Raw genomic sequence first — 21,427 nt, forward strand, 5'->3', positions numbered from 1 at the left:
CCCACCCGGGGCCTGTGTTAAAAGGGGCCCCCTCCTCTACCGGAGGCGTTAAGAGGGGGCCCTTCCTTACAGCCAGATGGGCTTCCAGTCGGGGACCTCGTGGAAGCGGCGCAGCTCGGCCCACCCGGCCACGTTGCCGCTCCAGGCCGCGTACGGCGGGTTGCCCTCGTCGAAGCCGGACTGCACGAACGTCAGCTTCGTCCTGCCGTCGGACTCCGCCAGTTCCCAGGACGTCACGCCGACCGGTCCCCAGTCGATGGACATCGCCCGCCCCGGCGTCACGTCGAACACCTTCGCGGCCTCACCGGCGTCGAGGCCGCCCATCGCGTACCGGCCGCCCTCCCAGGGCTCGACTCCGACCGGGTAGCCGAACCAGGCGGTGACCTGCTCGGAGTCGGTGAGCGACGCCCACACCTTGTCCATCGGCGCGTCGATGACCACCTCACCGCGCAGGTCGGCGGAGGTGAAGTCGGTACGCGGCAGCAGCGGCCGGCCGTCCAGGTGGTCGTTGAGATGGGCGATCGCCAGGTACCAGTACGTCTGGAGCACGCCCCGGATGCTGCTGCCGCTCATCGCCTCCTCGTAGTCGAAGTGGCTCTGCCGCAGCGTGAGTATCGTGCCGTCGCCATCGGGCTCCAGTTCGAACTCGGTGGTGGTCTCCACGCCGTCGAGCGTCCACGCGAAGCGCAGTGTCCGGTCGTCGACGTGCAGCAGCCGCTGGTGTGGCGCGTCGCCTTCGGGCGTGTAGCGGCCCCAGAACTCGTACCGCCGGGGCAGCTCGACCTCGGCGTGCTCGGCCAGCCAGACGCGCAGTTCGGCGGGGTCGGTCAGGGCCCGGCGGACTGTGGCCACGGGTGCGGCGAGGCGGGCGCGGATGGTCATCGGCTCACTCATGGGTGTCGCCTTTCGGGTAGCAGGCCACGGCGAGCTTGAAGGCGTCCCCCTCGGCGCCGCCGTAGCGCGTGAACAGGTCCTGCAGCGTCGTCTGCAGGTCGTGCAGGAACTCCTGCCGCCGCTCGGCGGGCACCCGAATCTCGCCGGAGACACCGATGGACGGCAGTTCGGGTGCGGCGCGGTCCAGCGCGGCGATGTCGGCCTGGACCTCCTCCATGAGGTCGAGCAGGTAGCCCAGGCTCAGTTCGTCGCGGGCCCGGCGGGCGCCGCCGATGCGGCCGACGAGGCGGGGCGAGAGCCAGTACGACCGGGCGGCGGCCTGGTAGATGCCCTCGGTGATGCCGCGCACCTGCCGCTGCGCCACCTGCTCGGCCAGCCCGGCCGCGACGAGCTGCTTGACGTGGTAGTAGACGCGCTGCGGCGTCTGCTCCAGCCGGGCCGCGACCTCGGTGCAGGTGCGGGGCTCGGCGAGTTGCCGCAGCACCTCGATGCGCTGCGGCTTGAGCAGGATCTCGGCCTGCTCTCGCTGTTCCAGGTACAGGACGTCTCTCATGGCAAAATCAGTTTGTACGTACAAAACTTCCTTGTCAATGCCTTCGACGAAAGGCCGCGCGGTCCGCGCGGCCTTTCGTGGGTACGTCGCGTCAGGGCGTCCAGTCCGGACGCAGCGGGTACCCGTTCACCCCCTCGGGGCCGTTGTGCGTGGCGAGCACATGGTGCAACTGGATGCCGTTGCGCTCGAACGCCAGCCGGGAGCCCGCCATGTAGAGGCCCCACACCTTCGCGGTGCCCGGCCCGACCTCGCCGACGCAGAAGTCCCAGTGCTCGACCAGGTTGCGGCACCAGCCGGCGAGCGTCAGCGCGTAGTGCTGGCGCAGGTTCTCCTCGTGGTGCACCTCGAACCCGGCATCGTGGATCTCGCTGATCAGCCGGCCCGGACCGGCCAGCTCGCCGTCCGGGAAGACGTACCTGTCGATGAACGCGCCGGAGCGGTGCGGCGCGCGGTTGTCGGCCCGGGTGATGCAGTGGTTGAGCAGCCGACCGCCGGGCTTGAGCCGCTCGCGCAGGGCACCGAAGTAGGCCGGATAGTTGCGCACCCCGATGTGCTCGGTCAGCCCGATCGAGGAGATCGCGTCGAACTGCTCGCGCGGCGCGTCCCGGTAGTCGAGGTGGCGCACCTCCGCCAGTTCGCTGAGCCCTTCCCGCTCGATCGCGGCGCGCGCCCACTCGGCCTGCGCCTTCGACAGGGTGACGCCGAGCGCCTTGACGCCGTACTCCCGGGCCGCGTGCCGGACCATGCCGCCCCAGCCGCAGCCGACGTCCAGCAGCCGCATCCCCGGCTTGAGCGCCAGCTTGCCGGCGACCAGGTCGTACTTGTTCCGCTGCGCCTCCTCCAGGGTGTCGCCGGGGCTGCGGAAGACCGCGCAGGTGTACGTCATGGACGGCCCGAGCACCTTCTCGTAGAAGGCGTTCGACACGTCGTAGTGGTGGGAGATCGCGCTGCTGTCCCGGGTACGCGAGTGACGCAGGCCGGTCATCAGCCGCCGCCAGCGCGGCGCCGCCTCCTGCGGCGGGGGCGGCGGCGGGCGCAGCCGTTCCCAGCCCAGCCCCCGGACCAGCGCGAGCGCGTCGCTCACCGGCGGGATGCGCAGCGGCACCTCGTCCTTGATCACCCGCAGCGCCTCGTACGGGTCGCCCGGGTGCACCCCCTGCAGCTCCAGGTCGCCGCTGACGTAGGCCCGGGCCATGCCCAGGTCACCCGGCGCGGTGAGCAGGTAGGACAGACCTCGCTCGGTGTGGATCGCCAGGGTGATGCCGGCGTCGGCCGGGCCCACCGCGCTGCCGTCGTAGCCGGTGACCCGGACGGGCAGGTCGCCGGTGGTGACCGCGCGGACCACGTCCGCGACTGTGGGTCCGGTACGCCGCCCGCCCGCCGGCGGGCCGGCCGGGGCGCTCGCCGCCCCCGGTGTTCGGTCGGTCAGACTCATGCTCGGGATACCGCCTTCTCGTACAGTCCGGTGAGTCGGTGGTCCGGGTCGTAGCGGTCCTTCACGGCACGCCAGGTGTCGCCGCCGTAGAGGCGGTCGAACTCGCCCCGGTCGTAGTACGCGTCGGAGTAGAGCGACTTGTGGCCGCCCACCTCCGACACCATGCGCTCGATCTGGCGGTTGACGTCGCCGTCCGCGGCGCCCGCCGCGATGGGCACGCTTCCCCAGAAGCCGATGTTCACATACGTTTCGCCCGGTCGGAGCGGATATAGCGGCCACGCCTTCGCCGACCCGGGACCGGAGGGATCGCGCAGCCGCAGCGGGCACAACCAGACCGGCGTCATGCCCACGTTCGCCGCGAACCAGCGCAGGAACTCGGGCGTGCGGTCCAGCGGGACCTCCACGTCCTGCACCACCCGCTCGCGGGCCGGGCGGCCCCGCCACCTGTCGACCCGGGCGGCCACCTGGTGCCGGTGCTCCAGCCGCACGATCCGGTGGTAGACGTCGCTGCGCCGGTAGCGCCGCGGCCACAGCCGCCGCACCACCGGGTGCTGCACCCCGAACGCCGCCGAGCACCAGAACCAGTCGGTGTCCCAGCGCCAGAGATAGTCGTACGCGGTGAGCGTGTCCCGGGTGCGCCGGCGCAGCGAGCGGTAGTAGATGTCCTGGCCGGTGTAGTCGGACGGGCCGTCGTCGGCCTCGTCGGCGAACGCGCCGAGCACGAGGTAAGCCTCGCCGGGGCTGAACACCACCCCGTCCATCGCGTCGACCGGCTCACCGCCCCAGGCGCCCTTGGCGACCACCTCGCCGATCGCGTCGACCAGTTCCTCCAGCCGGGTGAACCGGATGTTGCGCAGCGACACGTACCGGCGGACCGGTTGCAGCTCGATGCGCAGCCGGGTGGCGTAGCCGAGGCTGCCCAGCGAGTTGGGGAAGGCCCGGTGCAGGTCGGCGTGCTCGCCCTGCGGCCGGGTCGTGACGATCTCCCCCGAACCGGTGAGCACGTCCATCTCCCGCACCGACTCGTGCGGCAGGCCGTTGCGGAAGGAGGTGGACTCGATGCCCAGGCCGGTCACCGCCCCGCCCAGGGTGATGGTGCGCAACTGCGGCACGACAAGCGGCATCAGGCCGTGCGGCAGCGTCGCGTCGACCAGATCCTCGTAGGTGCACATGCCCTGCACGTCGGCGGTACGGGCCGCCGGGTCCACAGCGAGCACACCGGTCAGGCCGCTGACGTCCAGGCCGGGCGTACGCGGCGCGGAGCGGGGCCGGAACAGGTTCGAGGTCTGCTTGGCCAGCCGTACGGGTTCCCCGGCGGGCACCGCGGCGTAGGAGCGCCGCAGCGTGTCCACCGCCCGTTCATGATCACGGACAGCGTGCATGAGATCACCTTACGCGCGGGTACGACAATTCGTGGGACGTCCACGGTGGCCTCGCCGACTCGCGGTCGGCTCGCGCGTTACCGTGACCGCCATGGCGAATCCCGCGCTGACCGCTCTCGACCACTCCGGCCTGCCGTACCGGGTGATCCGCCACGGTCCGGTCGCGAGCCTCGCCGAGGCGGCCGCGGCGCGCGGCGTCGAGGTGCCCGACGTGGTCAAGACGATCGTGGTCCGCCGCGGCGAGGGCGACCTGCTGTTCGTGCTCACTCCCGGCGGCCGGGTGATCTCCTGGCCGAAGCTGCGCGCCCTGCTCGGGGTGAGCCGCCTGTCGATGCCCGACGCCGAGGCGGCGAAGGCCGCCACCGGGTACGCGCGCGGCACCATCACGCCGTTCGGCTCCACCACCGCCTGGCCGGTGATCGCCGACGAGCGGCTGCGCGGCCGGGAGATCACGCTCGGCGCGGGCGAGCACGGCCTCGCCGTCGCTGTCGACGCGGACACCGCGCTGGCGGCGCTCGCCGCGACGGTGGCCGACGTGACCGATGAGGAGCCGACGCGTTGAACGGTGGCCGGTACGCGGCCACCGGCATAGCGTGGAGGGCATGCCGAAAGCCGTCTGGAACGACCTCGTCGTCGCCGAGAGCGACGACACCGTGCTGGTCGAGGGCAACCACTACTTCCCCCGTACCGCGCTGCGCGACGACCTGATCCGCCCCTCCGACACCCACACGGTCTGCCCGTGGAAGGGCACGGCCTCGTACTACACGCTCGAACACGGCGGCGCCACCAGCCCGGACGCCGTCTGGTACTACCCCGACCCGAAACCGGAGGCGGAGATGGTCCGCGACCGGGTGGCGTTCTGGAAGGACGTCCGGGTCGTCGACTGAGTCACCGTGCCGCCGGCTCGACTGGCACCCGGCGGCCCCGGTGGGTCACCATGCTCCCATGGCCGACCCGCACTCCGACCCGTCCGGCACCGTCTACGGCGGCGCCCGCCGCACCCGGCGCGTCCGGGGCGTCCGGCTGCCGCAGGACCCGCTGATGCGGATCGCGCTGGGCGTCGGCGCGACCGGCGTACTCCTCGGGGCCTTCTTCGCCACCGGCGTGCTCGGCGGCAGTGGCGAGCGGCCGGTGGTGCCGGCGGCTGCGGTGCCCACAGCGGCGGCGAGCGAGCCGAGCGCGGAACCGACGGCGGAGCCCACGCCTTCGTCGTCGCCGTCGCCGAGCGCGGCGCCGACCACCCCGGCCGCGCCGGTGGCCACCCCGAAGGTGCTGCGCGGCGTGCCGTCCGGGCGCTGCCTCGGCGTGACCGGCGACGAGGCCGAGGGCGCGCAGGCCGCGCTCGCCGACTGCACCGGCGGGCCGGAGCAGCAGTGGGTGGTCACGCCGGTCACGAATGACACCTATCTGCTCGTGAACGCGGCGAGCAGCAAGTGCCTGGACGTCAACGAGGCGAAGACCGACGACGGCGCGGACGTGCAGCAGTGGTCCTGCAACGGGCAGGCCAACCAGCAGTGGCGGTTCCAGCAGGCCGGTGACGGCGCGGCGCTGCTGGTCGCCGTGCACAGCGGCAAGTGCGCGCAGGTCGACGACGCCGGCACCGAGCCCGGCCGCGAGCTGGAGCAGGCGCCGTGCAGCGGCGCACCCGAGCAGCAGTGGGCGGCCGGCTGACCGGTCACCCCGGGTAGCGCCGGCCGGTCACCCCTGGCAGCGCCGGCCGGTCACCCCCGGTAGCTCCAGGCCCGCCGGCTCGCGACCACCGGCAGCGTGAACGCGGGCTCGTCGGCGGGACGGCGGCGCAGCAGCAGCGACAGCCCGGCCGCGCCGATCGACAGCGCACCGGCCACGTACCAGGCCATCGCGTAGTCGCCGAGCCGATCCCGGACCAGGCCCGCGCCGGTGGCCGCGAGCGCGGCGCCGAACTGGTGCGCGGCGAACACCCAGCCGAACACCACCGCCCCGGACGCGCCGAACCACTCCCGGCACAGCGCCACCGTCGGCGGGACCGTCGCCACCCAGTCCAGCCCGTAGAAGACGATGAAGACCAGCATGCTCGGCTCGGCCGTACCGGTGAACAGGCTCGGCAGCACCACCAGCGACGCCCCGCGCAAGGCGTAGTAGGCGCCGAGCAGCAGCCGCGGGTCGACCCGGTCGGTGAGCCAGCCGGAGGCGATCGAGCCGGCGATGTCGAAGATCCCGACCACGGCGAGCAGCCCCGCGGCGGTGGTCTCCGGCATGCCGTGGTCGTGGGCGGCCGGCACGAAGTGCGTACCGACCAGGCCGTTCGTGGTCGCGCCGCAGATCGCGAAACCGCCGGCGAGCAGCCAGAACGGCCGCGTCCGCGCGGCGGCGGCGAGCGCGCCGACCGCCCGCGCCGCCGCGCCGCCCTCCGGCCGTGCCGGCGGCACGACCTCGGCCGCGCCGTAGGCGGGCCGCCCCAGGTCCGCCGGATGCTCCCGCAACAACCACACCACAAGGGGTACGACCGCCAGAGCGGCCCCGGCGACGACGAGTGCCGCCGTGCGCCAGCCGTGGTCGCGCACCAGCACCGCCAGCAGCGGGAGGAAGACGAGCTGCCCGGCCGCGCCGCCGGCGGTGAGCACGCCCGTCACCAGGCCCCGGCGCTTGACGAACCAGCGCCCGGTCACCGTCGCCACGAACGCCAGGGCCATCGAGCCGGTGCCCAGCCCGACGAGGACGCCCCAGCACAGCAGGAGCTGCCAGCTCTCGGTCATCCCCACGGTCAGGCCACTGCCGGCGGCCACCAGCATCAGCGCGCCGGCGACCACCCGGCGGATGCCGAACCGGTCCATCAGCGCGGCGGCGAACGGCGCGGTGAGGCCGTACAGCAGCAGGTTGACCGAGACGGCGGCGGAGATGGTCGCCAGCGGCCAGCCGAACTCGGCGTGCAGCGGGTGCAGCAGCACGCCGGGGGTGGCGCGGAAGCCGGCCGCGCCGACGAGCGCCACGAAGGCGACGGCGGCGACGAGCCAGGCCGGATGCAGGCGGGATCGCTTCACCAGCCGAGTCTCGGGCCGGGCGGTCCGTTGGACGAGTGGCCGGAAAGCCAACGTGCGCAATAATCGGGCCATGTCCGTACCGCACCGGATCGCCGTCCTCGCCCTCGACGGGGTGGTGGCGCTCGACCTCGGCACCCCGGCCCAGGTCTTCGGCGCCGCCCGCGCCGACGACCGCACCCCGCTGTACGCGGTGGCGACCTGCACTCCCGGCGGGCAGCCGGTACGCAGCAGCGCCGGATTCCAGGTCCTCCCCGAACACGGCCTGGAACTGCTGGACAGCGCCGACACCGTGATCGTCCCCGGCATCCACACCGGTTCGCCGCTGCTCGACGGCACGCTGGCCGCCGAGGTGACCGACGCGCTGCACGCCGCGTACGCCCGGGGTGCGCGCGTCATGTCCATCTGCACCGGCGCGTTCGTGCTCGCCGCCGCCGGCCTGCTCGACGGCCGCCCGGCCACCACGCACTGGGCGTACGCGCCGCGCTTCCGCCGCCTTCACCCCGGCGTACGGCTCGACCCCGACGTCCTGTTCGTCGACGACGGTCGCGTGCTCACCTCGGCCGGCGTGGCCGCCGGTATCGACCTGTGCCTGCATGTCGTCCGCACCGACCACGGCAGCGCGGTGGCCAACCGGGCGGCCCGGCGCTGCGTGGTCCCGCCGTGGCGCGAGGGTGGGCAGGCCCAGTACATCGAGCGGCCGGTCCCCCGCGGCACCGACAACGGCACCGCCGCGACCCGCGAGTGGGCGCGGCAACGGTTGCACGAACCGGTGGCGCTGCGCGAGATGGCGGCGCACGCACGGATGAGCGTCCGCACGTTCACCCGGCACTTCCGCTCCGAGACCGGCCTCAGTCCGGCGCAGTGGCTGCTCCAGCAGCGCACCGAGTACGCGCGGGTGCTGCTGGAGACGACTGATCTGAGCGTCGACCGGATCGCCCGGGACGCGGGTTTCGGCACCACCGCCGCGCTGCGCCAGCACTTCCACACCCGGGTCGGCGTGGCGCCCACCGCCTACCGCCGCACGTTCCGTCACCCTTCCCCCGCGGCGTCGCGGCCTGACGGCGTGGCGGTCAGGCCAGGTGGGGCTGGCGGCGCAGGGCGCGGAGCTGGGTGAGGTGCAGCGGCAGGTGCACGCGGATGTGCAGGTCCAGCGCTCTGCCCCAGGGCAGCGATTCGTCCACGTCCAGGTCGAAGCCCTCGCGTAGCACCGTGTCCACTGGTGTCTCCGCCGCCGGGCCGAGCCGCTCGGCCAGCGCGCACAACTTCTGGCTGGTGGCCCGGAACAGCGCGGCCAGTCCGTCCAGCCCGCCGCATTCGGAGACCAGCGCGTCGAGCTGGGGACGGTGGATGGTGTCCAGGTCGTAGTAGGCGAACGGCGACCCGGCCAGCACCGCCTCCGTCGCCTCGCTCATCAGCTCGTCGTTGGCGGCGAGGTGCGCGACGATCTGCTCGGCGCTCAGCTGCCCTTCGGGCGGCGGCCCGAACCCGCCCGCGTCGATCTCCTCGAACAACTCCTCGTACGCCTGCCGCAGTGCCGGGGCGTCCACCTCGTCCATGCCCCGCATCCAACCCTCGCGGCCGCTGCGATCACCCCGACTACCGGGCCCGGTTCACCCGGACGCGTGAAAAGGCCGGCACCCCGTTGGTTCGGGGTGCCGGCCTTTCGCTGCGTTCTTCGTTGTTCGTCTTACTTGTTCCAGTGCTGGGCGACGAGGTCGGCGGCCTGCTGCTCCCACTGGGCGTAGTGGTCCGGGTAGGCGGACACCTGGACGGTCTGGGCGGCCTTGGTCAGCGGCATGTCCTGCCAGCCGTCGACCTGCTTCAGGCCCTTGAGGAACGCGGTGGTCGAGTACTCGGGGTCGGTGATCTGCTCCACCGTGCCCCACCCGCTCGACGGACGCTGCTGGAACAGGCCCTGCGAGTCGTGGTCGTTACGGTCACCCAGGTGGCCCAGGTTCTCCAGCTTCGACTCCTGCAACGCCGTGGCGATGGAGACGACCGCGGCGCGCTCGTCCATGCCGGCCTTCTTCGTCGCGGCGATGATCGCCTTCACATTCGCGGTCTGCTCGTCGTTCAGCTCGATCCGCGACTGGGTGCCCTGCACGCCGTGCGGGATCAGCTTGTCACCCTGCACGCTCACACTCACCGGCTTCGCCGCGTGCGTGGTGGTGTCGGCCGCGTGGGCGGCGACCGGACCGGCGAACACGCCACCGGTGAAAGCCAGACCAGCAATACCCAGGATGCTCTTACGCAGAATCGTGTTCATCACAAGTGCTCCATTCGGGGGTCGACGCACCCGCCGGGGGACGGGGGTGCGTGGGCACCGTCAGGCGCTCAAAAGTCTTCAAGGGAGTTCTCGGCTGCTCGCGGGGCGGGGGCCTCTGCGCGGCGCCGGAAGCATGTCCAACGACCCGCCGGCCAGGATCATTCCCGGGGCCTTCACGCCACCACCGGGGGGTGCGGCGCGCGGGGTTCACGTCGTCGGAACCGTGTTCAACGACCCGCCGCCCGCGACTGTTTCTCGCAGGCCGTGCGGCCCGTTCGGGGCCGGGCTGGTGCTCGGTCGTTCACCCGGTTACAACGCCATCCGCCCGCCCACGATTCCGCCACCAGAGTGCCGCCCACCACCCCCGAACCGGACACCCCACCCCACACACGCCCAACCCGGATCGAGCCCAGCCGAGCACCTCGCCCTGCACCCCGTGATCAAGGAGTTCGGCACCTTCCGACGCCCACGAACCCACAAACCCCTTGATCACCCCGGAGAAGCCCTTCCCGGGCACCCCCCACAGCGTTGATCATGAGGTTGGCGGCGACAAAACGGACACCACGCACCGTCAACTTCATGATCAACGCAGCCGGGCCCCCGACCACCTCGCGATCTTGCAGTTCGGGGCCCTCGATGGGTCCCATTCGCGGGGTTTGCGGGGGCCCGAAGTGCAAGATCGCGGGCACGCGAGGGCTCGTGGACACCTCTTGTTCGCGGGCTCGCGAGAGCTCGCCAGGATCTCGGAAGTGCCGTCGATCTTGGAGTTGTGGCACCTCACCGAAGGTGCGAACCGGGCATCTTGGGCACCACAACTCCAAGATCGACGAGAGCGGGCGGGAGCGCGGGAGGGCAGGAGGACGGGCGAGAGCGGGCGGGAGCGCGGGAGCGGGAGCGGCGGCAGGGCGGGAGCGGTGGCAGGGCGGGAAGGGTGGGCTCAGCGGCGGCCGTGGCGGGCGCGTAGGTAGTCGGAGACGACGTACTCGCCCAGGTCGTCCAGGTCGGGGGTAAACATCCGGCCACCCGAGCGCCGGGCCACCGCGTCCACGAACCGGCGCAGCCCCGGGTCGTCGCCGAGCATGAACAGGTTGAGCGTCGCGCCGTACCGGGTCAGCCGGTCCACCTCCCGGATCGTCGCCGAAATGGTCTCCGGCAGCGGCGGCCAGTGGAAGTACGCCTCGCCGTCCTCCGGGTCCAGGTGTGCCGTCGGCTCGCCGTCGGTGACCACCAGCACCACCGGCTCGGCACCCGGGTGGCGGCGCAGGTGCCGGCCGGCGATCCGCAGCGCGTGCTGCAGGTTGGTGCCCTGCTGCATGTCGGGCTCCACCGCCGCCAGTTCCTGCTGGGTGAGCGGCATCGCCTCCCGGCCGAAGCCGACGATCTGCAACGCGTCCTGCGGGAACCGGGTCGCCATCAGGTGCGACAGGGCCAGCGCGGTCTGCTTCATCGGACCCCAGCGGCCCTGCGAGATCATCGAGTACGACAGGTCGACGCAGAGGACCACAGCCGCCGACGCCCGCCGCTCGGTCTCCACCACCTCGAAGTCCTCGACCGCGAGCGGCACCGGCACTCCGGGGCCGGCCCGGCGTACCGCCCGGGTGAGCGTGCGCACCACGTCCAGCGGCTGCTCGTCGCCGTACTCCCAGGGGCGTGACGCTCCGCTCACCTCGCCGGCGGCGCCCGCGGTGCGGAGGTCGTGCTGGCCGCGCGGCCCGGCGGTCAGGTCGGCGAAGACGCGCCGCAGCGCGGTTCCGGCGAGCCGGCGCAGCGCCTTGGGGGTGAGCGTCAGCCCTTCCGCGTCGCGGGTGACCCAGCCCTGGCGGCGCAGCTCGCGTTCCAGCTCCCGCAACCGGCGTACGTCGTCGGCGGCGTCGCGGCCCAGCGTCCGGGCGACCGCCTCCACGTCGACGTCGTCGAGTGTGGCGCCGGGCTGGTCCTGGTCGAGGGAGTCCAGCAGCTCGTCGAGTTCGGCGATCTCGTCGAGCGCGCCGGTGGCCTCGCCGTAGCCGAGCGGCTGGTCGCCGCGGACCCGCTCGCCGCGCTGCCAGTTCAGGTCCGGCCGCAGCGACCGCAGGTGCGCGTCGAGCTGGGACAGTTCGCCGGCCAGCCGGTCGCCGAGCGACTGGCGCATCAGCCCGGCCAGTTCCTCGCGCTGCCGGTCCGAGAGTGACCGCATGAGCCGCTCACCGGCGGCGGCCCGCCGGGCCAGCACGTCGATCAGCTCGTCGACGTCCTTGGGGCGTTCCGGGAAGAACTCCCCGTGGCGGCGCATGAACTCGGCGAACGCGTCGGTGGTGTCCTCGGAGCGGGCATGCCGGGCGAGCAGGTCGTTGAGGTCGCGCATCATCTCGGCGAGCTGCCGCTGGACGGCCGGGTCGGCGGTGGCCCGGGCCGCGTCGCGCAGCCCGGCGAACCGCTGCTCCAGCACGTCGCCGCGCAGCCCGTCGAGGATCCGCTGGTACGTCTGCCGCGCCTCGGCGCTGGCCCAGTCGTACCCGGAAAGCTCCGACACCGCACGGGCGGTGGAGCGGGGCAGGTTGTCGAGCACGGCCTCGGCGAACCGGGCGTCGTCGCTGTCGCGGCCGCGCAGCTCGTCGCGTTCGGCGGCGAGCGCCTGGTCGAGCAGCGCCCGGGCCCGGGTGACGGCGCCGTCCAGGTCGCCGCGGCGCAGCGCCTCCCGGCGCAGGCGGCGGGCCCGGGCGGCCAGGTCGTCGAGCCCGCCACGCCCCTGTGGGCCGCGCCGCAGCAGCTCGCGCAGGGATTCGCGCAGGCTGCCGCCGGCGAGCACGTCGGAGCCGACCGCGTCCACCGCGGCGCGCACGTCGTACGGCGGGGCGAGCGGGTCGGGGCCGCCGCGCCACTGCCCGTACCGGAAGCGGTTGCCGCCGGCCACTGTCAGTCCCGGTCCCCGTAGACGGTGCGCCCGGTGTCGGTGACATCCTTGCCGAGCCGGCGGGTCAGGTGCAGCCCTTCCAGCACGAACTCGATGCCGGCCGCCGCCTCCTCGGGGCTGGGCGCGTCGCCGAGGCCGAGCCGGTCGAGCACCTTGGCCAGCCCCGGCACGGTGCCGACCTGGCGCAACAGCTCGGCCGAGGAGACCAGTTCGCCGGTCTCGACGGCGCCGCCCTCGGCGACGAGCGCGGTGAAGCCGGACAGGTCGAGCCCGGCCAGGCGGGCGCGGAACGTCTCGGCGGTGGCGGTACGCAGCAGGTGCGCGAGCACCTCGATCTCGCGTCCTTCCTCGCCGCTCTCGAACTCGACCTTGCCGCGCAGCGTGGAGGTCACCGACACGGTGTCCCCGATCCGGGCCACCGGCGCCTCCGGCCGGGACGCCGCCCCGACGCCACCAGCCGCCCCGGCACCGCCTGCCGCCCCGGCACCGCCACCCGAGGCAGCGGCAGCAGCACCGGCGAGCAGACCCGAACGGCGCAACGCGGCGGCGGCCACCGTCTCCGCGGCGGCGATGGCGAACCGGGCGGACACACCGGAACGCGGGTCCACCGACGGGGACTCCCGCACGTCGCGGGCGAACCGGGCCAGCACCTCCAGCACGTGCTCCGGTACGACGGCGACCAGGTCGGCCTCCTGCCGGATCAGCTCCAGCTCCAGGTCGAGGTCGAGCGGATAGTGGGTACGGATCTCCGCGCCGAACCGGTCCTTCAGCGGCGTGATGATCCGGCCCCGGTTGGTGTAGTCCTCCGGGTTGGCGCTGGCCACCAGCAGCAGGTCCAGCGGCAGCCGCAACTGGTAGCCGCGGACCTGGATGTCGCGTTCCTCGAGCACGTTGAGCAGCGCCACCTGGATGCGTTCGGCCAGGTCGGGCAGCTCGTTGACGGCGAAGACGCCCCGGTTGGTACGCGGCACGAGCCCGAAGTGGATGGTCTCCGGGTCGCCGAGCGTGCGTCCCTGGGCGAGGCGGATCGGGTCGACGTCGCCGATCAGGTCACCGACGCTGGTGTCCGGCGTGGCGAGCTTCTCGCCGTACCGCATCGAGCGGTGCAGCCAGCCGATCGTCAGGTCGTCGCCGGCCGAGTCGACAAGCGCCCGGGAGGCCGGGGTGAGCGGGTGCATCGGGTGTTCGTTGAGCACCGAGCCGGGGATCACCGGGGTCCACTCGTCCAGCAGCGCGCCGAGCGAGCGGATCAGCCGGGTCTTGCCCTGCCCGCGCTCGCCGAGCAGCACCATGTCGTGCCCGGCGAGCAGCGCGCGCTCGACCTCGGGCAGCACCGTGTCCTCGTAGCCCACGATGCCGGGGAAGCGGTCCTCGCCGGAGCCCATCCGGGCGAGGAGGTTGTCTCGGAGTTCCTGTTTGACCGTGCGGTACTGGTGGCCGGTCGCGCGCAGCTCGCCGAGCGTGCTCGGCAGGTCGGCGGGCGGGACCGGGGAAACCTGGTTGGGAGCGGTCACCCGATCCACGCTAGCGCGCTCCGACGGCCGGCGGCCTCCGTCGTCGATGTCGCGACAAGGGAAGCCGCCGGAACGCCGCTCACTTCCCGAGGCGGGCGCGGACCATCCGGGGTACGGCGGCCAGCCCGGTGACCGGGCGGAACGCGTGCGCGGCGGCGACCAGTGCGGCGTACTCGTCGTCGGCGAGGTCGATCTCGGCGGCGGCCGCGTTGCGTTCCATCTGCTCGACCCCGGACGCGCCCGGGATGGCCACCACGTTGGGGTGCCGCAGCACGTACGCGAGCGCGATCTGGCTGGGCGTGGCGTCGTGCGCGTCGGCGACCTCGCGCAGCGTGGCGATCAGCGCGGTGCCGCGTTCCAGGTTCTCCGGCAGAAAGTACGGGTTGGCCCGGCGTACCGCACCGGCCGGCGGGTTCGTGGCGTCGTAGCGGCCGGACAGGAAACCCTGCGCCAGCGGCGAGTACGCGATGACGATCCGGCCGGCCTGCTCCGCGTACGGGATGAGGTCTTCCTCGGGGCCGCGGTCGATCATGCTGTAGCGGACCTGGTTGCTCAGCACCCGGCGGCCCAGCGCGGCCTCGGCGAACCGCCACCGGCGCAGGCCGTAGTTGCTGACGCCGACCTCGCCGACCAGTCCGACGTCCTGCAGCGAGCGCATGCCGCGCATGGTGGTGGTGTCGGCGACCACCGGGTTGGCCTGGTGCACCTGGTAGAGGTCGATGCCGTCGACGCCGAGCCGGGCGGCTGAGGCGACAGCGCGCTGCTGCACCACCGGGGCGACCGGCAGCAGCGGGAAGATCTTGCTGGCGACCACGACCTTGGCCCGGTCGTCGCCAAGCGCCGCGCCGAGGATGCGCTCGCTGCGGCCGAAGCCGTACAGCTCGGCGGTGTCGAACAGGGTGACGCCCAGGTCGAGCGCACGCCGGACGATCTCGGCGGCCCGGCGCTCGTACTCGGGGCCGTAACCCCACTCCTTGGAGCCGAACTGCCAGGTGCCGAGGCCGATCTTGGAAATGGGCTTGGGGGCGTCGAGCCGCACGTAACGCATGTGGCCGAACGTACCCGCGCCGCTGCGCGCGCACTCCGGTGCGGACAGAATGGCCTGGTGACATACCTCGCCAGCGACGACCGTTACCACGAGATGATCTACCGGCGCAGCGGCCGGAGCGGGCTGAAGCTCCCCGTCATCTCCCTCGGCCTGTGGCACAACTTCGGACCGGACCGGCCCTTCGAGCGGCAGCGCGACATCGTCCGCCGCGCCTTCGACCTCGGCATCACCCACTTCGACCTGGCGAACAACTACGGTCCGCCGCCCGGTTCGGCGGAGGAGAACTTCGGCCGGCTGCTCACAGGCGACCTGAAGCCGTACCGGGACGAGCTGGTGATCTCCAGCAAGGCCGGGTACCTGATGTGGCCCGGCCCGTACGGCGAGTGGGGCTCGCGCAAGTACCTGATCTCGTCGCTGGACCAGTCGCTGCGCCGACTCGGGCTGGACTACGTCGACATCTTCTACTCGCACCGGTTCGACCCGGAAACCCCGCTGGAGGAGACGATGGGCGCGCTCGACGCGATCGTCCGCTCCGGCAAGGCGCTCTACGTGGGCATCTCCAACTACGACTCGGAGCAGACCGAGCGGGCCGCGGCGATCCTGCGCGACCTGGGCACGCCGCTGCTGATCAACCAGCCGTCGTACTCGATGATGAACCGCTGGACGGAGAGCGACGGGCTGCTGGACACGCTGGAGGGCGTCGGCGCCGGCTGCATCGCGTACAGCCCGCTCGCCCAGGGCCTGCTCACCGACCGTTACCTCACCGGCATCCCGGCCGACTCCCGGGTGCGCACGAGCGTCTTCCTGAACGAGAGCGACCTCGACGACCAGACCATGGCGACGGTGCGAGGGCTCGCCGCGGTGGCCGAGCGGCGCGGGCAGACGCTCGCGCAGCTCGCCCTGGCCTGGGCGCTGCGCGACCCGCGCATGACCAGCCTCATCATCGGCGCGAGCAGCGTGGCGCAGCTGGAGGGCAACGTGGCCGCGCTGGGCAACCTCGACCTCGCCGGTGAGGACCTGGCCGAGATCGAGCGCCTGCTCGGCTGAGTCACCAGATGCGGCGCCGCCCGGCGCGGTGGTTGCGGACACCGCACGGCCGCCCGGGCGGCGGACCGCCGGACCGCCGCAGTCCGACCACCGCCGCCGCGAGCAGCGCGACGACGAACGCCGCCGCGCCGAGGACGAGCGGCCGGGACAGCGGTCCGCCGTCGGTCACCGTCGCGACCGGCACCGCCGGCTCCTCGTCGGTCGCCGCCCCGGCGAGGGTACGCGGAGGCGACGCGCTCGCCTTCGGCGCTGCCGGTGACGCGTCCGGCTCGCCGCGCGCCGCCCGGAAGATCACGTCCGAGCAGGAGTAGTACGTGTCCTGGGTGTCCGAGTTCTGCCAGATGACGTAGACGATGTGCCGGCCACTACGGTCGGCCGGCAGCTTCCCCCGCATCTCGTAGGCGCCCGCGCGGATCGGCGGGTCGGTGACCTCGAGGAACGGCTTCTCCTCCAGATCCGCCCAGGTCAGCACGCGCTTCGGCGAGTACGAGCCGGTGGTGACGTAGTACCGGAACGTGCCCCGGTGCGGGATGGTGGTGCGGTAGCGGAACGTGTGCCGGGCCCCGGCCGTGAGCGTGGTGGCCGGCCAGTCGGCGCGCGGCAGGTCCAGTCCCCGGTACGCGGACAGCCCGCCGCTGCACAGCTCGCCGTCCGGGATGCGTTCCCGGTCCCGCCCGTCGATCCGGGCCACCCGGATGTTGTCCCACTCGCGTACCGCCGCTCCGGCGGCGATCGCGGCCCGGCAGGCGGGCGTCCGCGCCCGGCCACCCTCCGGCCCGCAGGCGGCGGACCGGCTCAGTGGGCTGGTCGGCGCACCGTGTGCCGCGGCGGGCGCGGCGGTCAGCGGCACCGTCGCGGCGACGGCGGCGAGCGCGGCGGACGCGGCGAACGCGCGACGTGCGGCCATGTGATCGACCTCCCGCGCACTGGTACGGCCACGAGCCGCGAAAGGTTCGATCCGCGCCGATCGGCCGGGGCGACATGACCGAACGGACAACCGGGGCGGCGACGGACGCCCGGTGGGCCCTAGAGTGACGAAACCTGTGATCGAGGAGCGTCCCTTGACCGAACCGGCCCCGTCCCCCGAGCCGTCCCGTACCGCCCCGGCGGCCGGGCCCGCGCCGGGTGACGTCCCCGCCCCCACGCAGCCGTACCTGCTGGTGCTGCCCACCATGGAGGGCGCGCCCGCGCCGGTGCCCTGGCCCGGCGTCGAGGGACAACCCGGCTGGGCGATTCCGGTCAGCGTGCCGCCCGGCACCCAGGGGTACGCGTTGTTCCTCCCGCTGGTCCCCGCGCCCGGCCAGCCGGCGGCGGCGGTGCCCGCCCAGGCGACGGCTCCCGCCGCCGAGCGCTCCCCGGCGGAGGGCGCCGCCCCGGCCACCGGCGCGAGCGGCACCACCGCTGCCCCGGCCACACCGGCAGAGGGCTCGGTTCCTTACGCCGCCGCGAGCGACCCGACCGCCTCGGCCGGGTCTACACCGATCGACGGCGGTGCGCCGGCAGCAGCCGGGGCTGGGAAGCGCGTCGCCGACCGTCCGGCGGGCGGAGAGCCTGTCGCCGCCCCGCCGGACGCCGTTCCGGCGGCTCGCCGGGAGCAGGCGGGCGCAACGTCCTCGGCCACCGGCGACGCCGCATCGTCCACCCCGGATGCCGGCCCGGATACTCCTGCCGGATCCCCCGGCACGCCAGCGGCTACCGGCCCGTCCGGCGCCACGCCGGCGCCTCCCGCCGGTGCGCAGACGCCTGTCCCCTCTCCGGGTGCGCAGCCTGTCTCCGGAGCATGGACCGCGCCGGGCGCGCAGCCGACCACCGGGCCGCAGCCCGCGCCGGGTACTCAGCGCGCTCCGGGCACCCCGCCTCCGCACGGCGGTGGGCTGGCGCCCGCGCCGCCGTACCCGGGAATGGGGTGGAGCGGTCACCCGCAGGCGCCGGTCTGGGCGCCGCGACCGCCGGTGCCGCGGACCTCGTTCCTCGGCACGAAGTGGCCCGGTCCGAAGGCGGCGACCGGGCGGGCCGTACCCCTCGCGGTGCTGGCCGCCGCGGTCGGCAGCGCGGTCTTCGTGCCGCTCGGCCGCGTCGGCGTCGGCTGGTTCCTGGGGTGGCTCACGCTCACGCTCGCGGTGGTGCTGGCAGTCCGGTCGAAGACCGCGGACCTGCCGCGCGCCGACAAGCTCATCCGGGCCGGGTGGGCGACTGCGGCGCTGGCCCTGATCGCCGTTCCGGCGTTCCGCAACGCCTGGTGGCTCGTGACGTTCTGCGTGCTCGGCGCGCTCGGCTGCGCCACCCTCGCGATCATCGGCGGGCGGCTCGTGCGCTCGATCCTGTTCGGCCTGGTGGCCACGCCGTTCGCGGCGTTGCGCGGCCTGCCCTGGGTACGCCGGCACGTCACCGCCTCGCCACAGGAGGCGACGGTCCGCAAGGTGACTGTCTCGGTGGTCGCCACGGTCGTGGTGCTCGTGGTCTTCGGCAGCCTGCTCGCGTCGGCCGACGCGGCGTTCTCCGAGGCGCTCGGTTCGCTCGTCCCCGAGATCAACATCGGTACGGTGTTCGGCTGGCTGTTCCTCGCCGTGGTGGGCGGTCTGATCGCTGTCGCCGCGCTCTACACGCTCGCCGCACCGCCCGATCTGTCCACCGTGGACCGCGAGGGTGAGCGTCGCCTCGGCCTGCTGGAGTGGGCCCCGGCCATCGGCGCGCTCACGCTGCTGTTCGCCGGGTTCGTGGTGGTGCAGTTCACCATGCTCTTCGGCGGGCAGCGGCACGTGCAGCGGGTCGCCGGGCTCAGCTACGCCGAGTACGCGCGCAGCGGCTTCTGGCAGCTGCTCTTCGTCACGCTGCTGACGGTGGCGGTGCTCGGCGGGGTGAGCCGCTGGGCGCGCCGGGAGCAGCCGGTCGAGCGGATCCTGCTGCGCGTGCTGCTCGGGCTGATCAGCGCGCTGAGCGTGGTGATCGTGGCGTCGGCGCTGTCCCGGATGTGGACGTACCAGAAGGTCTACAGCTTCACCGGCGAACGGATCTTCGTGATGGCGTTCGAGATGCTGCTCGGCACGGTCTTCCTGATGATCCTCGCGGCCGGCATCAAATGGCGGGGCCGGTGGATTCCCGGCACCACGCTCGCGCTGGCTGTCGCGATGCTGCTCGGTCTGGCCGTACTCAACCCGGAGAACTACGTCGCCCGCCGCAACACCCTGCGGTACGAGCAGACCGGCAAGATCGACGCCTGGTACCTGCGGGCGCTGTCCGCCGACGCCACCCCGGCGCTCGCCAAGCTCCCCGACCCGGTACGCCGGTGCACGCTGAGCTGGATCGCCGACGACCTCGCCGAACCCGACCCCTGGTACGCCTGGAACCTGGGCCGCCAGCGTGCCCGCAAGGCACTGGAGGAGGTCGGCCCGCAGGCGATCGGCGGCCCGAAGGACTGCCGCCGGGCCGACCAGTTCGACCTGCCGAAGACCCGGCGTCCCCGCTGACGTCACCGGCCGGGCCGCGAATCCACGCGGCCCGGCCGGCCCGGTCAGGCCGGGCCGCCGCCGAAGCCGATCTCGTTGCCGTCCGGGTCGTGGAAGATCACCTTGCGGACGCCGTTGTCGTAGGTCTCCCGCGAGGACGGCGTCAGACCACGGTCGGCGATCGCCGCGACGCGGGAGTCGAGATCGTCGACGAAGACCGTCTGCATGGCATGCCCGGCGTGCCCGGGCCGCACCTCGATGTAGAGGTACCGGTGCTCGGCCAGCTCCCACACCGCCTCGTGGTCGTTCGGCAGGAACTGCGGCGGCGCGCCGAGCAGGCGCTCGTACCAGTCCGTCGCCACCGCGAGGTCGCGCACCGGGACGCCGGCGAACAGGTCGACAGTCATCCGGTCAATCTAGCGGCGTCGACGTGGCCGCGCGGGCTCACGCCGTACCGGCGTTTGAACGCCGCACTCAGGGCGAACGAAGAGCCGTAGCCGACTCGGCGGGCGACCGCGCCGACGGTTGCGCCGGGCTCGCGGAGCAGGTCGGCCGCGAGCGCCAGCCGCCAGCCCGTCAGGTACGCCATGGGCGGCTCACCGAGCAGCGCGGTGAAGCGCCGGGCCAGCGCCGCCCGGGACATCCCCACCTCCACGGCGAGCGACGCCACCGTCCACGGCCGGGCCGGGTCGTGGTGCAGCATCCGCAGCGCGCGGCCGACCACCGGATCGGCGTACGCCCGGTACCAGGCGGGCGCGGCGGCGCCCGGCCGGGCGAGCCACTCCCGCAGCGCGGCGATGAGCAGCAGGTCGAGCAGGCGGTCCAGCACCGCCTCCTGACCGGGGTCGTCCTTGACGATCTCCGCGGCCAGCAGCGGCACCAGCGGTGTGTCCCAGGACTCGCGCCGCACCACCGCGAGCGGCGGCAGCGCGTCCAGCAGCCGCCGCCCGACCGTCCCCCGCACCGGGTACGTGCCGGTGAGCAGCACGGTCCGGCCGTCCGGCCCGTTGCCCCAGGTGCGTACGCCCCACCGGGTCATCGCGAACAGCTCGCGTCCGTCCGGCGTGGTGCAGCGCTGACCCGGGTGCACCACCACCTGCGGCGCCGTGGCCGGATCGTCCGCCACGGTGTACGGGGCCGGCCCGCGCACGATCGCCACGTCACCGGCGGTCAGCCGCGCGGCGTCACCCTCCTCCGGCACGATCCAGCCGTCGCCCCGCACCACGGCGACAAGCGTGAGCGGCGCCTCGTCCCGGATCAACATCGACCAGGGCGGGGTGAGGATCGAGCGCAGCAGGAAGGCGCCCCGCGCCCGGGGACCGTCGAGCAGGCCGGAGACGGCGTCCACGAGACGATTGAACACAGGATCGCGCGTCCTGACCATGGGCCGTCTCACCGCGCGGCGGTTCGATGAGGACATGCGACTCGTACAACAACTGACGCTGGTCGGCGCCACAGTCGGGGCCGGCCTGATGGCGGGCCTGTTCGCCGCGTTCGCGTACGCCGTGATGCCGGCGCTGCGCGGCGCGGACGACCGCACGTTCGTGGACGCGATGCAGCGCATCAACGTCACCATCGTCAACGGCTGGTTCCTGCTGGCGTTCCTGGGTACGCCGGTGCTCGCAGCGCTCGCGGCGGTGCCGGCGTGGCGCGGGGCGACCAGGCCGGCGCTGCCGTGGATCATCGCCGGGCTGGCCCTGTACCTGGTGATGTTCGTCGTCACGGTGGCGGTGAACGTGCCGTTGAACGACGCGCTCGCGGCGGCCGGTACGGCGGATCTCGGTGCGGCACGGGAGCGCTTCGAGTCCGCCTGGGTCACCTGGAACGTGGTCCGGACGCTGGCGAGCACTGCCGGGTTCGGCGCGTTGTGCTGGGCGCTGGTGCTCGCGGGCCGGGCGACCGGTTGAGCCGCTCGGGCCGGCGGAAACG

At 73.3% G+C, this 21,427-nt stretch carries 20 protein-coding genes; 7 read left to right on the plus strand and 13 right to left on the minus strand.

The annotated features are described in order from the left end of the window. Positions 1 to 66: 66 nt before the first annotated feature. From O7604_RS04165 to O7604_RS04180, 4 genes are all read right to left on the minus strand, one after another. The gene (locus O7604_RS04165) at positions 67 to 894 is read right to left on the minus strand and encodes an SRPBCC domain-containing protein (RefSeq protein ID WP_269701947.1); all 828 of its coding nucleotides are present in this window, start codon (positions 892 to 894) and stop codon (positions 67 to 69) included. Further along, a complete protein-coding gene (locus tag O7604_RS04170; RefSeq protein WP_269701949.1) occupies positions 887 to 1,447 on the minus strand; it encodes a helix-turn-helix domain-containing protein in 561 nt (186 codons plus the stop codon). Before O7604_RS04170 ends, O7604_RS04165 begins: the two co-directional genes overlap by 8 nt. A 91-nt stretch (positions 1,448 to 1,538) precedes the next feature. Beyond that, complete coding sequence (locus tag O7604_RS04175) at positions 1,539 to 2,882, minus strand: class I SAM-dependent methyltransferase (protein WP_269701950.1); 1,344 nt, start codon at positions 2,880 to 2,882, stop codon at positions 1,539 to 1,541. After that, the gene (locus O7604_RS04180; RefSeq protein ID WP_281578910.1) at positions 2,879 to 4,264 is read right to left on the minus strand and encodes an FAD-binding oxidoreductase; all 1,386 of its coding nucleotides are present in this window, start codon (positions 4,262 to 4,264) and stop codon (positions 2,879 to 2,881) included. The genes O7604_RS04175 and O7604_RS04180 overlap by 4 nt, the downstream gene beginning before the upstream one ends. Positions 4,265 to 4,355: 91 nt before the next feature. Here O7604_RS04180 and O7604_RS04185 point away from each other — a divergent pair, with 91 nt between their 5' ends. From O7604_RS04185 to O7604_RS04195, 3 genes are read left to right on the plus strand one after another with little or no spacing between them, the layout of a single operon-like run. After that, complete coding sequence (locus tag O7604_RS04185; RefSeq protein WP_281578911.1) at positions 4,356 to 4,826, plus strand: YbaK/EbsC family protein; 471 nt, start codon at positions 4,356 to 4,358, stop codon at positions 4,824 to 4,826. Positions 4,827 to 4,866: 40 nt separating this feature from the next. Then, positions 4,867 to 5,151 carry a DUF427 domain-containing protein gene (locus O7604_RS04190; RefSeq protein ID WP_269701955.1) on the plus strand — a complete coding sequence of 95 codons (285 nt, stop codon included), beginning with the start codon at positions 4,867 to 4,869 and terminating at the stop codon, positions 5,149 to 5,151. A 58-nt stretch (positions 5,152 to 5,209) separates the two neighbouring features. Further along, positions 5,210 to 5,935, plus strand: coding sequence for an RICIN domain-containing protein (locus O7604_RS04195; protein WP_281578912.1), 726 nt, complete (start codon positions 5,210 to 5,212; stop codon positions 5,933 to 5,935). Between the two features lie 50 nt (positions 5,936 to 5,985). Here the strand turns inward: O7604_RS04195 and O7604_RS04200 are convergent, their stop codons facing one another. Beyond that, positions 5,986 to 7,284: an MFS transporter gene (locus tag O7604_RS04200; protein ID WP_281578913.1), complete on the minus strand. Its 1,299-nt coding sequence runs from the start codon at positions 7,282 to 7,284 to the stop codon at positions 5,986 to 5,988. A 70-nt stretch (positions 7,285 to 7,354) separates the two neighbouring features. Here O7604_RS04200 and O7604_RS04205 point away from each other — a divergent pair, with 70 nt between their 5' ends. Then, a complete protein-coding gene (locus tag O7604_RS04205; RefSeq protein ID WP_281578914.1) occupies positions 7,355 to 8,398 on the plus strand; it encodes a helix-turn-helix domain-containing protein in 1,044 nt (347 codons plus the stop codon). Here O7604_RS04205 and O7604_RS04210 read toward each other — a convergent pair. The 5 genes from O7604_RS04210 to O7604_RS04230 form a co-directional block, all read right to left on the minus strand. After that, positions 8,355 to 8,831, minus strand: a complete 477-nt coding sequence (locus tag O7604_RS04210; RefSeq protein ID WP_281580037.1) for a hypothetical protein — start codon at positions 8,829 to 8,831, stop codon at positions 8,355 to 8,357. The two genes, O7604_RS04205 and O7604_RS04210, sit on opposite strands and share 44 nt — an antisense overlap. Positions 8,832 to 8,971: 140 nt before the next feature. Next, positions 8,972 to 9,550, minus strand: coding sequence for a hypothetical protein (locus O7604_RS04215; protein WP_281578915.1), 579 nt, complete (start codon positions 9,548 to 9,550; stop codon positions 8,972 to 8,974). Between the two features lie 937 nt (positions 9,551 to 10,487). After that, a complete protein-coding gene (locus O7604_RS04220) occupies positions 10,488 to 12,443 on the minus strand; it encodes a VWA domain-containing protein (RefSeq protein WP_281578916.1) in 1,956 nt (651 codons plus the stop codon). 2 nt (positions 12,444 to 12,445) lie between these two features. Beyond that, positions 12,446 to 13,966 (minus strand): magnesium chelatase, encoded by a 1,521-nt coding sequence (locus O7604_RS04225; RefSeq protein WP_281578917.1) that lies wholly within the window; start codon positions 13,964 to 13,966, stop codon positions 12,446 to 12,448. 70 nt (positions 13,967 to 14,036) lie between these two features. Next, a complete protein-coding gene (locus O7604_RS04230) occupies positions 14,037 to 15,005 on the minus strand; it encodes an aldo/keto reductase (protein ID WP_281578918.1) in 969 nt (322 codons plus the stop codon). Positions 15,006 to 15,062: 57 nt separating this feature from the next. Here O7604_RS04230 and mgrA point away from each other — a divergent pair, with 57 nt between their 5' ends. Then, positions 15,063 to 16,052, plus strand: coding sequence for an L-glyceraldehyde 3-phosphate reductase (gene mgrA / locus O7604_RS04235; protein ID WP_281578919.1), 990 nt, complete (start codon positions 15,063 to 15,065; stop codon positions 16,050 to 16,052). 1 nt (position 16,053) lies between these two features. Here mgrA and O7604_RS04240 read toward each other — a convergent pair whose 3' ends face one another. Then, on the minus strand, positions 16,054 to 16,959 hold the full coding sequence (locus O7604_RS04240) for a lytic polysaccharide monooxygenase (protein ID WP_281578920.1): 906 nt from the start codon (positions 16,957 to 16,959) through the stop codon (positions 16,054 to 16,056). Between the two features lie 154 nt (positions 16,960 to 17,113). Between O7604_RS04240 and O7604_RS04245 the strand changes: the two genes are divergently transcribed. Further along, positions 17,114 to 19,519 carry a DUF4153 domain-containing protein gene (locus tag O7604_RS04245; protein ID WP_281578921.1) on the plus strand — a complete coding sequence of 802 codons (2,406 nt, stop codon included), beginning with the start codon at positions 17,114 to 17,116 and terminating at the stop codon, positions 19,517 to 19,519. Between the two features lie 44 nt (positions 19,520 to 19,563). On the opposite strand, the gene O7604_RS04250 is transcribed toward O7604_RS04245, so the two are convergent. Together O7604_RS04250 and O7604_RS04255 are read right to left on the minus strand one after the other, a co-directional pair. Continuing rightward, the gene (locus O7604_RS04250) at positions 19,564 to 19,905 is read right to left on the minus strand and encodes a VOC family protein (protein WP_281578922.1); all 342 of its coding nucleotides are present in this window, start codon (positions 19,903 to 19,905) and stop codon (positions 19,564 to 19,566) included. Next, entirely contained in the window at positions 19,902 to 20,846 is a 945-nt protein-coding gene (locus tag O7604_RS04255; protein WP_281578923.1) for an AraC family transcriptional regulator, read from the minus strand. The genes O7604_RS04250 and O7604_RS04255 overlap by 4 nt, the downstream gene beginning before the upstream one ends. A 70-nt stretch (positions 20,847 to 20,916) precedes the next feature. On the opposite strand from O7604_RS04255, the gene O7604_RS04260 reads away from it, so the two are divergent. Then, positions 20,917 to 21,405, plus strand: coding sequence for an anthrone oxygenase family protein (locus O7604_RS04260; protein WP_281578924.1), 489 nt, complete (start codon positions 20,917 to 20,919; stop codon positions 21,403 to 21,405). The last annotated feature ends 22 nt before the right edge of the window (positions 21,406 to 21,427 follow it).

Origin of the sequence: Micromonospora sp. WMMA1947 (genome assembly GCF_027497355.1) — a bacterium.
Lineage (GTDB): Bacteria > Actinomycetota > Actinomycetes > Mycobacteriales > Micromonosporaceae > Micromonospora.